Genomic DNA, 13,861 nt, shown 5'->3' with positions numbered 1-13,861 from the left:
AAGCGGCGTCGCCAACACCAACATCCTGTTCCACGCTGGCCGGCTGCTGGCGCTGGAAGAGGCCCATGCTCCGTTCGAGATGGCCGAGCGCACCTTGGAATCCAAGGGCTACGCCACCGAGTACAACGGCAGGGTCACCGCTCACCCGAAGATCGACCCGAAGACCGGCGAGATGGTCTGGTTCGGCTATGGCGTCGGCGACATGCCCCTATCCGCGGGCATGAGCTATGGCGTCACCGACGCCACCGGCAAGGTAGTCCGCCGCGACGACTTCCAGGCCCCGTTCTCCTCGATGGTCCACGACTTCCTGGTCACCGAGAACTACGCCCTGTTCCCGATCCTGCCCCTGACCGGCAGCCTGGACCGGGCGATGAAGGGCCTGCCGGCCTATGCGTGGGAGCCGGACAAGGGCAGCCATGTCGGGGTCATGCGCCGCGATGGCGAGGTCGCCTCGATCCGCTGGTTCAACGCCCCGCCGTCCTATGTCTTCCACCCGATGAACGCCTGGGAGGAGGGCGGCAAGATCATCGCCGACGTCTTCCGCTATGACACCGCGCCACTGTTCCCCAACGCCGACGGCTCGCCGGGCCAGCGCAGCGCCGCGCGCATGGTGCGCTGGACTTTCGATCTCGAGGGAAACAGCGACGCCATCAAGGAAGAAGCCATCGACGACCTGGACGGCGAGTTTCCGCGCTTCGACGAACGCTATGCGGGTTCGGCCCACCGCCACGGCTGGTACGCGGCCGATCCCGGCAACGCCAAGACCATCAAGCAGACCGCTATCGCTCACCTCGATCTGGTGACCGGCAAGCGCCAGGTCTACGAGTTGACCGGCGGCGACATGACATCCGAACCGGTCTTCACACCGCGTTCGGCCGACGCGGCTGAAGGCGACGGCTGGGTCACCGCGGTGGTCTGGCGGGCGGCCGAGGACCGCAGCGACCTCTTGGTCTTCGAGGCGCTCGACATCGCCAAGGGGCCGATCGCCGTGGCCGAATTGCCCCGCCGGGTGCCGTTCGGCTTCCACGGCAACTGGGTGGCGGGCTAGACTTCTCCTCGCTCCGCTCATCGGAGCGAGTGGGAGGGGCACATGAAAGCCATTTGGTACGACCGCACGGGTCCGGCCCGCGAGGTCCTGCAATACGGCGATCTGCCGACACCAGCGCCTGGCCAGGGTCAGGCGCTGGTTCGCATCAAGGCCTCGGGCGTCAATCCGTCCGATGTGGGGATGCGCGGCGGTCCCGCGTCCATGGCCTATCCCCGCATCACACCCAACAGCGACGGAGCCGGAATCGTCGAGGCGGTGGGGCCTGGCGTCTCCTCATCTTGGGTGGGCAAGCGGGTGTGGTTCTACAACGGCCAGCGCAACGGTCGGGCGTTCGGCTCGGCGGCCGAGTACATCGAGCTCGACACCGATCTGCTCAGCGTCCTGCCTGACAGCGTGTCCTTTGCGCAGGGCGCGACGCTGGGTATCCCCTGCATGACCGCCCATCGCGCGCTGTTCCTGGCCGGCCCGGTCCAGGGCCGCACGGTGCTGGTCACCGGCGGGGCGGGGGCGGTCGGCCACTATGCGGTGCAACTCGCCGCCTGGGCCGGCGCCACGGTGATCGCCACCGTCAGCTCGGAGGAAAAGGCCGAGCGCGCCCGCGCGGGCGGCGCCCATCACGTCATCGACTATCGCCGCGAAGACGTCGCCGCCCGGGTGCGCGAGCTGACGGACGGCCAGGGCGTTCATCACGTGGTCGAGGTCGACTTCGGCGGCAACATCGCCTCCACCCTCGCCAGCATCGCCATGAACGGCTCGCTCGCCTATTACGCCACCAAGGGTTCGCGCGAACCGGTCGTGCCGGCCGGCGCGGCCATGGGGCTGAACCTGATGATCCACGGGGTCTATCTGCCGGTTTCGCCGCATGAGGCCCGCAAGCGCGCGCAGCAGGACATCACCCGCTGGATCGGGACGGGCGAGCGTATCCTGTCGGTCGCCGGGCGCTTCCCGCTGGCCGATTGCGCCGGCGCTCACGAATTGGTCGAGTCCGGCGGCAAGGTGGGTACGGCGGTGGTCGAACCGTGACGACGCCGCAGGACGCCATCCGCGCCCGGCGCAAGCTGACCAACAAGATCATCGCTGCTCATGACGCGGGGCGGCTCGCGCCGTTCTTCGACAGCCAAGTGAACCTGATCTCGGGCGAGGGCGGCTTGCTGATGGGCGCCCAGGCGGTGCTGGCGGCCTTCCAGGCGCAGTTCGCCGATCCCAGCTTCGTCACCTACGCCCGTATCACCGAAAGCGTCACCCTGGACGCTGAGGGGCAGCGCGCCGCCGAGACTGGAACCTGGGTCGCCACCTGGAAAGACGCCACTTCATCAGGCCCCTATCTGGCGGTCTGGAAGAAGTCGGTCGGCCAATGGGTGATCGAGAGCGAGACCTTCGTGACCTTGGCGTAGGTGCGTCCTTCTCCTCGCCCCCGCTTGCGGGGGAGAGGTCGGGTGAGGGGGAACAGCCTTGACGCATCAATGTCTTCGCCGATCGCAGCGCCGCTTCGCGGCCCCCTCACCTAACCTCTCCCGAGGGAGAGGAAGGGACCTACTTATCGCGTCAAAAAGAACTCCACCGGCGTCGAAACCTCGATCCGCTCGCCGCGCACCGAATGCGGGGCGCCGGGGAAGGGATTGGAGCGGTCGAGCATGGCCATCGCCTCGGCGTCCAGGCTGGCGAAGCCGGAGGTGCTGACGACGTCGCCGCGCAGTAGCCGCCCGTCGCGGTCCACGGCGAAGTGGACATGCACAACGCCCTCCTCACGCCGCATGCGCGCCCGTTTGGGATAGGTCTTGTGAGCTTCCAGCCAGGCCCGCAGGCGCGAGGCGTAGTCGAGGCTTGCGCCGCCCGGCGCATCGATGTCCAGGCCCTCCCGCGTCCCGGCGCGCTGCGGCGGCGTGCTCGCGCGCTGGGCGGCGGCCGAAGGGGCTGGCATCGATGCGGATGAGGTCGGCGCCGAGGCGGCATCCGACAGGGGCGCGGACGCCGCCGCCGGGGGCCGGGGAGCCTGCGACGGCGTTTGCGGCAAGGTCGGCGCTGGCGAGGTAGGCGCCGGCGCAGGCTCCCGAGGAGGGGAGGAAGGAGCCTGCGCCGACTGGCTCGGGGCGTGCGTCTCTCCGCCCCGAACTTGAACCAGTTCCGCCATCACCACAGTTTCGTCCCATACAGGCGGGGCCTCCGCGCCGGGCCGCATGACCAGCGCGATCAGCCCGACATTGAAGGCGGTCGAGACCGCCGCCGCCGTCACGCGTGTACGGGTGAGCTTCACCCTAGAACGTCCGCGCCAGGGTGAGCTTGACGGTGCGGCCTTCCGCGTCGAGTGACGACAGGTGGCGGCGGAATTGCTTGTCGAACAGGTTATCGACCGCAGCCCTCACCTCCAGGCCCGAAAGGGCGCCGTCCTGCGGCGTCCAGGTCACGAACAGGTTGTGGACCCCATAGCCGCCGGTGCGCCGGCCACCTGGCCCGATGTCCTCCTGATCGGCGGCGAACTCGCCGCGCCAGCCGGCCTGCAGGTTCAGGTCGGTGAAGCGGTAGCCGACGGTCATGTCCAGTTCGTCGGCCGGGATGGTGTTCAGCGGATTGCCGGTGGTGCGGTTCTCGCCGTCGATCAGCGAGAGGCCGGCGCGGGCGAACAGGCCACGCGAGGCGTATTCCGCCTCGACCTCGACGCCCTTGAATCGCGACTCCCCGACATTGACGAAATAGGGCGAGTTGGCCGTGCCCCGCGTGATCAGGTTGGAGACGTCGTTGCGGAAGGCGGTGACCTTGACACGCACGGCGTCGCCCTGGGTCGCCACGTCGTCGAAGGACAGGGTGATCCCGCCCTCGAAGTTGTCCGATTCTTCCGGCTTCAGGTTGAGGCTGAAGTTCGAGGCCGTGGCGCTGGTGCGGCTGAAGACCTCGTCCAGCACCGGCATGCGCACGGTGCGGGCGACCGAACCGAACACCGAGACGTTGTCAGTCAGCGAATAGAGCACGGCCAGCTTTGGCGAGGCGGCGGTGTCCTCGACGCTTTGGCGCGTGGCGACGCCGGCGCCGGGCTTTAGCTTGGTCTTGTCGACCCGGACGCCCGGAATGATGGTCAGCTTGTCGGACCAGACGAGCTCGGCCTGGGCGTAGGCGCCGTACTTGTCCATGTCGCCTTCCGGGTGGGTCGCGGCCCCCGGATTGGTCACGCCCGCGGCGTTCACGCGCGGATTGCGGCGCTCCTGGGTGTAGGCCTGCACGCCGACGAACAGGAAGCCGGCCCAGTCGTCGCCCCAGTTGAAGCGCGAGGTGTTCTGGATACGGCCCTGCCAGGTCTCGTAGGAGAATTCCGAATAGGTCAGGCCGGGGAGGAAGGTGGTTTCGCGCTGTTCGACCTTGGAGTTGGCGTAGGAGCCTTGGGCCTCGAGGTTGAAGATCTTGCTCCCGCCGAAGTCGTTTTCGTAGCCGATGACCGCGGTGAGGTCGTCGACCTTGCGGCGCACGGGCGTGGTGCCGAAGGCCTCGGCCTGGTCGTACATCTGGGTGCTGTCGGACCGCCAGTTCTGGTACGAGGCCCAGATGCTGTGCTGTTTGTCGCCGCCGACATAGTAGCGGCCCTTCAGCAGGTAGGAGCTGGACTTCACCCCGGACGGATCGACCTCCGTCCCGTCGCCGCTGCTGTAGTTTCCGGCGTCGCGGGCGGTGTAGACGCCTAGCAGGTCGAGGTTCTCGGCTGGCTTGCCGGCCACGATCACCGAGCCGGCCAGGCCCTCGGAGTTGCTCTCATAGCCGCCCTTGAGGCGCACCGCGAAGCGGTCGTCGCCTTTCAGGAAGTCCGAGGCGTCCTTGGTGGTGAAGTTGACCACCCCGGCCAGGGCGCCGGCGCCATAGAGGGTCGAGGAGGCTGGGCCGCGCAGCACCTCGACGCGCTTGTAGAGCTCAGGCTCGCTGAACAGCGCGCCCATCCGGTACTGTTCGTAGAACTTCGTCACCCCGTCGATTTGGGTGAGGATGCGGCTGTCGGAATCGGCGATCCCGGTGCCCATGCCGCGGATGTTGAAGCCTTGGCCCAGAGCCGAGACGCCCCCGACCACGCTGACGCCGGGAATGGCCTCCAGCAGATCGCCCATGGTCGTCGCTTGGGCCTGGTCGATGTCTTCCTGGTCGAGCGCGGTCACCGCCTGGGGCGTGTCGATGGCGACCTTCTCAGCGCCGGCCGAGACCACGATCCGGCCAAGCGACAGCTGGGCGGCGGCGCTGTCAGGGCGCCCTTGCGCTTCCTGAGCCTGGGCCGTTCCGGCCATCAACAGGCAGGAGGTCCCGGCCAGAAGCGCTGCTCGGCTCCACCACATCGATCGCCCCATAGAACTCTCCGTACTTGTATGCAAATGCGAGTTAGTCGCATATTTGTCGCGCAACGCCCCCCGTGGGCGGTCGGCGACGTCGTCAATGCGCCATCGGAAACTCAATTGCAAGTGAGTCGCAATTGCATTATTCGAGTTTCAGTTTTGAGAACGAAGAACGGGGAATCTATGGGGCGATTGGGATTTGCGGCGCTTGCGAGCGCTGGACTTTTAGCGGCCGCGCCGGGCGTGGCCTTGGCGCACATGCCGTTCATGCTGCCCAACATGTTCGACCTGACCGACCGTGATCACGTCACCGTCCAGGCCGGCTTCGCCGAGGAGCCGTTCGTGTCCGAGGTGGTGATGAAGTCCGACGCCTTCCACACCCAAGGTCCTGGCGGTGCGACGACGCCGATCAAAGAAGTCACCTACCTGCGCGACCTGGCGGTGTTCGAGGCCCAGGTTCCGGCCAAGGGCACCTATCGTATCTCGTCGGGCGAGCGTTTTGGCCGCAAGGGCAAGATGTACAAGTCGGCCGCCGGCGAATGGGTGATCGGCGAGGGGGCGGAAAAGCCCGCCGGCGTTCAAATGGTCGATGTCCAGAGCATGACCCTGGCCGAGGTCTATGTGACCCGCGGGGCTCCGACCAAGGACGCCTTGGCGCCGACCGGCAAGAGCCTGGAGCTTCGACCCATCACCCATCCCAGCGAGATCTTCGCCGCCCAGCCGGCGACCTTCGAGCTGCTGTTCGAGGGCAAGCCCGTCGCTGGCGCCAATGTCGAGGTCTATCGCGCCGCCGGGAACTACGACGGCAAGAAGAAGATTGAAGGCCAGATCAAGACCGACGCCTCCGGCAAGTTCTCGATCACCGCGCCGGACGCCGGGACCTATCTGGCCCTGATCCGCCACCGCACGGCTTCGCCGGCCGGCGCCGAGACCCCGTACCGCAGCTACAGCTACACCCTCACCTTCGAAGCGACCGAATAGGACAGCCCATGACCGCTTTGCGTCTTCCCCTCGCCCTCACCGCGGCCCTGCTGGCTATTGGCGCGGCCTCGGCCCACGCCGCGCCGCACGAGCACTCGGCCTTCATCACCGACTATGACATCGACAAGGACGGCAAGGTCACCGCCGCCGAGTTCAAGACCATCCGCGACCAGCGCTTCGCGGCGATGGACCTCAACAAGGACGGCTTCGTCGACGAGGCCGAATATGTCAGCGAGTACCAGGGCCGGCTGAGCGCCCAACTGGCGGCCTCGAGTGACACCGTCGAACACAAGGCCGAGGAAGAGGTGCGCCAGATCCGTCAGGCCCACGTCCGCTTCGGCGTCCTCGACAGCGACAAGGACAAGAAGATGTCGGCCGAAGAGTTCGCGGCCTCCGGCGCGCGCGCCTTCGCCGAGCAGGATGGCGACGGGGACGGCGTCGTCTCGGCTGGCGAGAAGAAGAAGGGCGAGTAGGGCGGCTCGCAGGCGGCCCGGCGGGCCGCCTGTTTCCTAATGCGTCAGCCGGCGCTTGATCCGGCGGGCGAGTTTGCGAACGGCGCTCTCGGCAGGCGCCGGCGTTGGGGCCACGTCGCCCGACAGATCGGGCAGGCCATTTTTCCGCGAGACCAGCACCTCGATGTACTCGGCCTGGATGCCGCGGCCCGGATCGTCGATTGTGAAGATCGTCGTTGAGAGGCCGCTGACGGCGTCCCAATAGGCGGCGATGTCGTAACCCCAGTCGACGGTGACCAGAGATCCATTTGGATCCATCGGATTGCCGTGGAACACGGGTTCCAGCAGGTGCTCGACTGTTCCGTCCGCCATGCGTCGCGCGCGACGGACCGACGGGGCTTCCTTGTTGACGATGGGGACGGTGCAGATGTGCATTCCGCCCGGCTTCAGGGTGCGGGCGATCTCGCGCATGGCCCGGTCGGGGGCGAAGACATGCTCCATGACGTCCTGGGTGATGACCAGGTCGAAGCTTGCGTCGGCGAAGGTCTGCCGTTCCAGGTCTTCCGAGCGCCACCCACGTTCATGGGTCGATCCCCAGGGGATCGAGGGGTCGTACTGGCTGGCCAAGTAGCCGGACGCCTGGTCTTGCAGGCGTCGGCTGGCCGCGGTGCCCGGCGAGCTTTCGTGGATCGCCAGCTTGCGCCAGTCGGGGCGCAACTGGGTCAGCACGGAGAACAGCGCCCGCTCACGTGGCTGGGAGTTACAGTTCAGGCACAGGAAGTGATCGCGCAGCCATGGGTCCTTGGCGGCGAACGTGCTGTCCTGCTCGCAAACAGGGCAGAAGCCGTCGACCTTGAGGACGTAGTCGCCCTGGGCCGTCGTCACCTAGATCAACGCCCCGTGGCAATGCTTGAACTTCTTGCCCGAGCCGCAGGGGCAGGCCTGATTGCGGCCGGTGTTCTCCCAGCCGTCCGGCAGGGCGGTGATCGGCAGGGCCTCGCGCTGTTCGGCCGATAGGCCGTCGGGCAGCGCCCCCATCTGGGCGATGTTCTCGCCGGTCAGCGGGTCCATGTGCACTTCGGTCAGGCCGGCGAGCGGCGCGACCGGTTCCGGCTCGGCGAACGCGAACTCCACCGTCATCAGCCAGCGGGTGACGTTCTGGCGCAGATCGACCAGCAGCTTCTCGAACAGCGAGAAGGCCTCTGTCTTGTACTCGTTCAGCGGGTCGCGCTGACCATAGCCGCGCAGGCCGATGACGTTGCGCAGGTGGTCGAGGTGCATCAGGTGCTCGCGCCATTGCAGATCGATCATCTGCAGCAGGAAGCTCTTCTCGATGTTGCGCATCTGATCGGGGCTGATCATCTGCTCGCGCTCGGCGGCGCGGGCGTCGGCGGCCTTCTGCAGGCGCTCCTGAATCTCTTCGTTGGCGATGCCGTCTTCGGCCGCCCACTGAGCGAGCGGCAGGTCCATCCCGAGCAGCTCGGTGACGCGCTCGGTCAGGCCGGCGATGTCCCACTGCTCGGCATAGGCCTTGGGCGGCAGGTGGCGATTGACCAGGTCCTCGATGGTGTCCTGACGCATCTCGCCGATGACGTCCGACAGGTCGGCGGAGGTCATGAACTCGGCGCGCTGCTCGAACACGGCCTTGCGTTGGTCGTTCACGACGTCGTCGTACTTGAGCAGGTTCTTACGGATTTCGTAGTTGCGCTGCTCGACGCGCTTCTGGGCCTTCTCGATGGCGGCGTTCAGCCACTTGTGGGTGATCGCCTCGCCTTCCTGGACGCCGAAGGTGCGCATGATCGAATCCAGGCGCTCGCCCGCGAAGATCCGCAGCAGGTCGTCTTCGCAGGACAGGAAGAACTTGGAGTGGCCAGGGTCGCCCTGACGGCCGGTCCGGCCGCGCAGCTGGTTGTCGATCCGGCGGCTCTCGTGACGCTCGGTGCCCAGGACGTAGAGGCCGCCGGCGGCGAGCGAGGTTTCCTTCAGGGCCTTGGTGTCGGCCTCGATCCGAGCGCGCTCTTCAGCGGCCGCTTCGGGCGTGACTTCGATGCCCAGGCCCTTTTGCTCCTCGCGCCATTTCAGCACGCGCAGGTCGATGTTGCCGCCGAGCTGAATGTCGGTGCCGCGGCCGGCCATGTTGGTGGCGATGGTGACGGCGCCGGGGATGCCGGCGTCGGCCACGATCATGGCTTCCTGTTCGTGATAGCGCGCGTTCAGGACGTTGTGCGGGATGCCGGTGACGGTCTTTCCCTCGTGCTCGAACTTGTGGAGCTTCATCAGTTCGGAGAGTTGTTCCGACTTCTCGATGGAGACGGTGCCGACCAGGATCGGCTGGCCGCGGACATAGCAGTCCGCCACTTGCTTCAGGATCGACTGGTTCTTCTCGGCGTTGGTCCGATAGACCTCGTCGTCGTCGTCCTTCCGGGCGACCGGCCGGTTGGTCGGGATCTCGGCCACGTCCATCTTGTAGATGTCGCCAAATTCCTGCGCCTCTGTGGCGGCGGTCCCGGTCATGCCCGACAGCTTGCTGTAGAGGCGGAAGTAGTTCTGGATGGTGACCGAGGCCAGGGTCTGGTTCTCGGGCTGGATCTGGGCGCCTTCCTTGGCCTCGATGGCCTGGTGCAGGCCCTCGGACAGGCGGCGGCCCTGCATCATCCGGCCGGTGAACTCGTCGATCAGGATCACTTCGCCGGCGCGGACGATGTAGTCCTTCTCGCGGGCGTAGAGGACGTTGGCGCGCAGCGCCTGGTTCACGTGGTGGACGATCGAGACGTTGGCGGCGTCGTAGAGGCCAGCCGAATCCTCTTCCAGATGCCCGCCAGTGGCCAGCATCTCCTCGACGATCTCCGAGCCCTCTTCGGTCAGGATCACCTGCCGCTGCTTCTCGTCATGGTCGAAGGTCTTGGGGTTCTTGATCAGCTCTTTCACGACCAGGTCGATGGTCTTGTAGAGCTCGCTGCGGTCCTCGGTCGGACCAGAGATGATCAGCGGCGTACGGGCTTCGTCGATCAGGATGGAGTCGACCTCGTCGACGATCACGAAGTGGTGGCCGCGCTGGACCATTTCCTCGGGGTCATAGACCAGGTTGTCGCGCAGGTAGTCGAAGCCGAACTCGTTGTTCGTTCCGTAGGTGATGTCGGCCTCGTAGGCCGCCTTGCGCTGGTTCTGCGACAGGCCGTGAACAATGGTGCCGGTCGAAAGGCCCAGGAACGCATAGACCTGGCCCATCCAGTCGCCGTGCAACTGAGCCAGGTAGTCGTTCACGGTGATGACGTGGACGCCCTTGCCCGACAGCGCGTTCAGATAGGTCGGCGAGGTGGCGACCAGGGTCTTGCCTTCGCCGGTCCGCATCTCGGCGATCCCGCCGCCGTGCAGGACCATGCCGCCGACCAGCTGGACGTCGAAATGTCGTTGGCCAAGCACGCGCTTGGCGGCTTCGCGAACCACCGCGAAGGCTTCTTCCAGCAGGTCCTCAAGCGTTTCGCCCTTGGCGAGCCGGTCCTTGAATTCCTGGGTCTTGGCGCGAAGTTCGTCGTCGGACAGCGCCTGGATCTTTGGCTCGAAGGCGTTGATTTTCGCGACCCGCGAGGCCATCGCCTTGACCTTGCGGTCGTTGGAAGAGCCGAAGAAGCGTTGGAAGATGCTCAAGGGAAACGTTCCGGATCTGCGGGGTAGGGCCGGCGACGGCCTTGTCCAGCCCTTCGCCTGCCCGGAAATTCCGCTCTTTTAGGGGCGCGCGAGACTTAAGCAGCGGCCATGCCAGTGTCAACGCGGCTGGGGTGACGGGTGCGTGAGCCGCACGCGAATTCCACAAATGAAAAGGCCCTCCCGGTGAGGGGAGGGCCAAATCGCTTAGTATCTGATCGTCTTAGAAGATTTCGATCAGGCCGGCCGCGCCCATGCCGCCGCCGATGCACATCGACACAACGCCCCATTTGGCGCCGCGACGCTTGCCTTCTTGCAGGATGTGGCCGGTCAGACGGGCGCCGGTCATGCCGTAGGGGTGGCCAATGGCGATCGAGCCGCCGTTGACGTTGTACTTTTCCGGATCGATGCCGAGCTTGTCGCGCGAGTAGAGGCACTGCGAGGCGAAGGCTTCGTTCAGTTCCCAGAGATCGATGTCCTGGATCTTCAGGCCATGACGTTCCAGCAGGCGCGGCACAGCGAAGATCGGGCCGATGCCCATTTCGTCAGGAGCGCAACCGGCCACGGCCCAGCCGCGGAAGGCGCCGAGCGGGTTCAGGCCGGCCTTGGAGGCGGCCTTGGCTTCCATCAGCACGACGGCCGCGCCGCCGTCCGACAGTTGCGAGGCGTTGCCGGCGGTGATGAACTTGCCTTCGCCGCGAACCGGCTGGAGCTTGGCCAGGCCTTCCAGCGTGGTGTCCGGACGATTGCACTCGTCGCGATCGACGATGTAGTCGACGATGGATTCTTCCTTCGTCTCCTTGTTGACGACCTTCATCTTGGTCGCCATCGGGACGATTTCGTCCTTGAACTTACCGGCTTGTTGCGCGGCGGCCATACGGCGCTGGGATTCCAGGCTGTATTCGTCCTGGGCTTCACGGCTGACCTTGTAGCGCTCGGCCACGATGTCGGCGGTGTCGATCATCGGCATGAACAGGGCCGGGTATTGGGCGCTGAGGTTGCGGTCGAAGTTGTCGCCGCCGCCGCCGCCGCCCGGGAAGGACAGGGATTCGACGCCCGCGCCGATCGCCACTTCGGCGCCGTCGTTGCGGATGTAGTTGGCGGCCGTGGCGATCGTTTGCAGGCCCGAGGAGCAGAAGCGGTTGACGGTCACGCCCGAGGTCGTGATCGGCAGGCCGGCCAGCAGAGCGGCCTGACGGCCCAGGTTGCCGGCGCCGTGCGCCACGTTGCCCAGGATGACATCTTCGACGGCGGCCTTGTCGACGCCCGAGCGCTCGACAGCGTGCTTGATCGCGTGAGCAGCCATGGTGACGGTCGGGGTCATGTTGAACCCGCCACGGCCCGACTTGGCCATGCCCGTCCGGGCATAGGAAACGATTACGGCTTCACGCGTCATGAATATGTTCTCCGTCAAAAATTAGGACCACCACGGCATTATGAGATCCGTAGGGTGTTTGATCGGGCGCGACCTTTGCATCCCAGCGCTTAGTTGGCTAGGGACGGGCGAACGCTCGCGAGCCGTTTTTGCATTCGAGGTACGTCCCCTATGACGCACTCAAGCTTCCATCGTCTCCCCCGCGCCCTGGGCGTCTTCGTGGTCATGCTGAGCGCCAGCCTGATGCTCGTCGCCTGTGGTGATCGCGGCGGGACCGAGGGCGCGCCTCAGGCCGGCGACACCGCCGTGGCCAAGGTGGACGGCAAGACCGTCTGGGCGTCCGACGTCAAACGTGAGGCGGTGGCTCAAGGCTTGATCGGCGAGGGCGAGCCGCTCGATATCTCGTCGGACCTGTTCCGCCGGGTGCTGGACGAGGTGATCGACCAAAAGCTGCTGGCGGCCGAGGCCGTCGAACGCAAGCTGGACAAGGATCCGGTCGCCCAAAAGCGGCTGGCCGCCGCCCGCGAACGCATCCTCGGCGACATGCTGGTCGAGAACGTGGTTTCCGGCGCGGTCAACGACAACGCCATCCGCGGTCTCTATCAAGAGCAGCTCAAGCTCGCCAAGCAGTCCGAGGAGATCAAGGCGCGCCAGATCCTGGTCGCCACCGAGGCCGAGGCCCAGGCTATCGAGAAACTGCTCGCCACCGGCGCCTCGTTCGAGGCCCTGGCCATGGAGCGCTCTACCGACGCGGCCACTCGGTTCAACGGCGGCGATCTGGGGCACTTCACCACCGACGTCATGCCCGAGGCCTACGCCGCCAATCTGAAGACCGCCAAGGTCGGCGATATCGTCGGGCCATTCCAGACCGAGGGCGGCTGGGCGATTCTGAAGGTCGAGGATCGGCGGATGGAGCAGCCGATCACCTTGGACGCCGCGCGCCCGCAGATCGTGCGGTTCCTCACCTATGATCAGGTTCGCGATCTGCTTGAAAAGCTGCGAAGCAGGGCCAAGGTCCAGACGTTGATCGGCGCGCCGCAAGACGTGCCCGGCCAGCCCAAGGAACCCGCCGACGCTCCGCCCGCCGCTACGCCCGCCGCCCCAGCCCCGGCGCCGCCCCCCGCTCCAGCCAAAGCCGCCAAGCCATGACCAGCACGCCAGCTTCGAAGAAGACCGCCGCACCCAAGAAGAGCACGGCGGGCAAGGCCCTGGAGGTCGCCGCTAAACCCGTGGAGGCGCTGGAGCGCGCCCTGGATCCGCTGACCACCGCGATCAAGCGGGCCACGACCAAGCCCAAGCCTGAGCCCCAGCCGGCGCCCGCGCCGGCCAAGGCCGCCCTACCGGTCTCGCCGCTGGCCGTGCCGTTCCCCGAACTGCCGCCGATCGCCGGCGTCCAGCTCGCGACGGGCCGGGCCGGCTTCTACAAGACCGAGCGCGACGACCTATTGGTCATGCGCTTTGCTCGCGGCACCTCGGCCGCTGGCGTCTTCACCCGCCACGGTATCGGTTCGGCGCCTGTCGACTGGTGCAAGAAGCATCTTGAGATGACCAAGGGCGGGGACGTCCGCGCCCTGGTGGTCAACGCCGGCTGCGCCAACTCCTTCACCGGCAAACCTGGGGCCGACGCCGTGCGGCGGGTGGCCTCGGCGGTCGCCAAGCGCTTCGACTGTCGCCAGCGCGATGTGATGGTCGCCTCCACCGGCGTGATCGGCGTGTTGCTGGACGACGCCAAGATCACCCATCGACTGCCTGACGTGGACGCCAAGCTGACTGACGACGGCTGGGCCGGCGCGGCGCGGGCGATCATGACCACCGACACCTTCCCGAAGGGCGCCTACGCCGAGGCGATGATCGACGGCGAGAAGGTCCGCATCGCCGGGATCTGCAAGGGCTCGGGCATGATCGCGCCGGACATGGCGACCATGCTGGCCTTTGTCGCCACCGACGCGGCCATCTCGCCGACGGCGTTGCAAACCCTGGCCAGCCTCTACACTCGCACGACGTTCAACTGCGTCACCGTGGACGGCGACCGTTCCACCAACGACACCCTGCTGCT

General features: G+C 66.5%; 12 protein-coding genes. 7 read left to right on the top strand and 5 right to left on the bottom strand.

Going from position 1 to position 13,861, the window contains the following annotated elements:
• From Q7T84_RS05965 to Q7T84_RS05955, 3 genes are all read left to right on the top strand, one after another.
• A partial coding sequence (locus Q7T84_RS05965) for a carotenoid oxygenase family protein (RefSeq protein ID WP_304806833.1) occupies positions 1–1,048 on the top strand: 1,048 nt, incomplete at its 5' end.
• 42 nt (positions 1,049–1,090) lie between these two features.
• Positions 1,091–2,071: an NADPH:quinone reductase gene (locus Q7T84_RS05960; RefSeq protein ID WP_304806832.1), complete on the top strand. Its 981-nt coding sequence runs from the start codon at positions 1,091–1,093 to the stop codon at positions 2,069–2,071.
• A complete protein-coding gene (locus Q7T84_RS05955; RefSeq protein ID WP_304806831.1) occupies positions 2,068–2,442 on the top strand; it encodes a nuclear transport factor 2 family protein in 375 nt (124 codons plus the stop codon). The genes Q7T84_RS05960 and Q7T84_RS05955 overlap by 4 nt, the downstream gene beginning before the upstream one ends.
• 143 nt (positions 2,443–2,585) lie before the next feature.
• Here Q7T84_RS05955 and Q7T84_RS05950 read toward each other — a convergent pair whose 3' ends face one another.
• Together Q7T84_RS05950 and Q7T84_RS05945 are read right to left on the bottom strand one after the other, a co-directional pair.
• On the bottom strand, positions 2,586–2,969 hold the full coding sequence (locus tag Q7T84_RS05950) for an energy transducer TonB (RefSeq protein WP_304806830.1): 384 nt from the start codon (positions 2,967–2,969) through the stop codon (positions 2,586–2,588).
• A gap of 334 nt (positions 2,970–3,303) precedes the next feature.
• Positions 3,304–5,367: a TonB-dependent receptor domain-containing protein gene (locus tag Q7T84_RS05945; RefSeq protein ID WP_304806829.1), complete on the bottom strand. Its 2,064-nt coding sequence runs from the start codon at positions 5,365–5,367 to the stop codon at positions 3,304–3,306.
• Positions 5,368–5,535: 168 nt separating this feature from the next.
• Here Q7T84_RS05945 and Q7T84_RS05940 point away from each other — a divergent pair, with 168 nt between their 5' ends.
• Together Q7T84_RS05940 and Q7T84_RS05935 are read left to right on the top strand one after the other, a co-directional pair.
• The gene (locus Q7T84_RS05940; RefSeq protein ID WP_304806828.1) at positions 5,536–6,333 is read left to right on the top strand and encodes a DUF4198 domain-containing protein; all 798 of its coding nucleotides are present in this window, start codon (positions 5,536–5,538) and stop codon (positions 6,331–6,333) included.
• A gap of 8 nt (positions 6,334–6,341) precedes the next feature.
• The gene (locus Q7T84_RS05935; protein WP_304806827.1) at positions 6,342–6,806 is read left to right on the top strand and encodes a hypothetical protein; all 465 of its coding nucleotides are present in this window, start codon (positions 6,342–6,344) and stop codon (positions 6,804–6,806) included.
• A gap of 36 nt (positions 6,807–6,842) precedes the next feature.
• Here Q7T84_RS05935 and Q7T84_RS05930 read toward each other — a convergent pair whose 3' ends face one another.
• The 3 genes from Q7T84_RS05930 to Q7T84_RS05920 form a co-directional block, all read right to left on the bottom strand.
• Positions 6,843–7,670 (bottom strand): class I SAM-dependent methyltransferase, encoded by an 828-nt coding sequence (locus tag Q7T84_RS05930; protein WP_304806826.1) that lies wholly within the window; start codon positions 7,668–7,670, stop codon positions 6,843–6,845.
• Entirely contained in the window at positions 7,671–10,379 is a 2,709-nt protein-coding gene (gene secA / locus Q7T84_RS05925; protein WP_370653623.1) for a preprotein translocase subunit SecA, read from the bottom strand.
• Positions 10,380–10,653: 274 nt separating this feature from the next.
• Entirely contained in the window at positions 10,654–11,826 is a 1,173-nt protein-coding gene (locus Q7T84_RS05920) for an acetyl-CoA C-acyltransferase (RefSeq protein WP_304806824.1), read from the bottom strand.
• Between the two features lie 150 nt (positions 11,827–11,976).
• On the opposite strand from Q7T84_RS05920, the gene Q7T84_RS05915 reads away from it, so the two are divergent.
• Positions 11,977–12,954, top strand: a complete 978-nt coding sequence (locus Q7T84_RS05915) for a peptidylprolyl isomerase (protein WP_304806823.1) — start codon at positions 11,977–11,979, stop codon at positions 12,952–12,954.
• Positions 12,951–13,861, top strand: a 911-nt coding sequence (locus Q7T84_RS05910; protein WP_304806822.1) for a bifunctional ornithine acetyltransferase/N-acetylglutamate synthase, incomplete at its 3' end; no start/stop codon positions are given. The genes Q7T84_RS05915 and Q7T84_RS05910, both read left to right, overlap by 4 nt.

It is taken from the genome of Phenylobacterium sp., from assembly GCF_030654915.1.
In the GTDB taxonomy this organism is placed as follows: domain Bacteria; phylum Pseudomonadota; class Alphaproteobacteria; order Caulobacterales; family Caulobacteraceae; genus Phenylobacterium.
The sequence above is the reverse complement of the archived record's forward strand: the minus strand, read 5'-3'. Positions and strand labels throughout refer to the sequence as shown.

What these genes read in the sequence shown, in the direction of transcription:
- Q7T84_RS05960 (WP_304806832.1), top strand. Translation starts at nt 1,091, where the DNA reads ATGAAAGCCATTTGGTACGACCGCACGGGTCCGGCCCGCGAGGTCCTG.
- Q7T84_RS05950 (WP_304806830.1), bottom strand. Translation starts at nt 2,969, where the DNA reads ATGCCAGCCCCTTCGGCCGCCGCCCAGCGCGCGAGCACGCCGCCGCAG.
- Q7T84_RS05945 (WP_304806829.1), bottom strand. Translation starts at nt 5,367, where the DNA reads ATGGGGCGATCGATGTGGTGGAGCCGAGCAGCGCTTCTGGCCGGGACC.
- Q7T84_RS05940 (WP_304806828.1), top strand. Translation starts at nt 5,536, where the DNA reads ATGGGGCGATTGGGATTTGCGGCGCTTGCGAGCGCTGGACTTTTAGCG.
- Q7T84_RS05935 (WP_304806827.1), top strand. Translation starts at nt 6,342, where the DNA reads ATGACCGCTTTGCGTCTTCCCCTCGCCCTCACCGCGGCCCTGCTGGCT.
- secA (WP_370653623.1), bottom strand. Translation starts at nt 10,379, where the DNA reads ATGGCCTCGCGGGTCGCGAAAATCAACGCCTTCGAGCCAAAGATCCAG.
- Q7T84_RS05920 (WP_304806824.1), bottom strand. Translation starts at nt 11,826, where the DNA reads ATGACGCGTGAAGCCGTAATCGTTTCCTATGCCCGGACGGGCATGGCC.
- Q7T84_RS05915 (WP_304806823.1), top strand. Translation starts at nt 11,977, where the DNA reads ATGACGCACTCAAGCTTCCATCGTCTCCCCCGCGCCCTGGGCGTCTTC.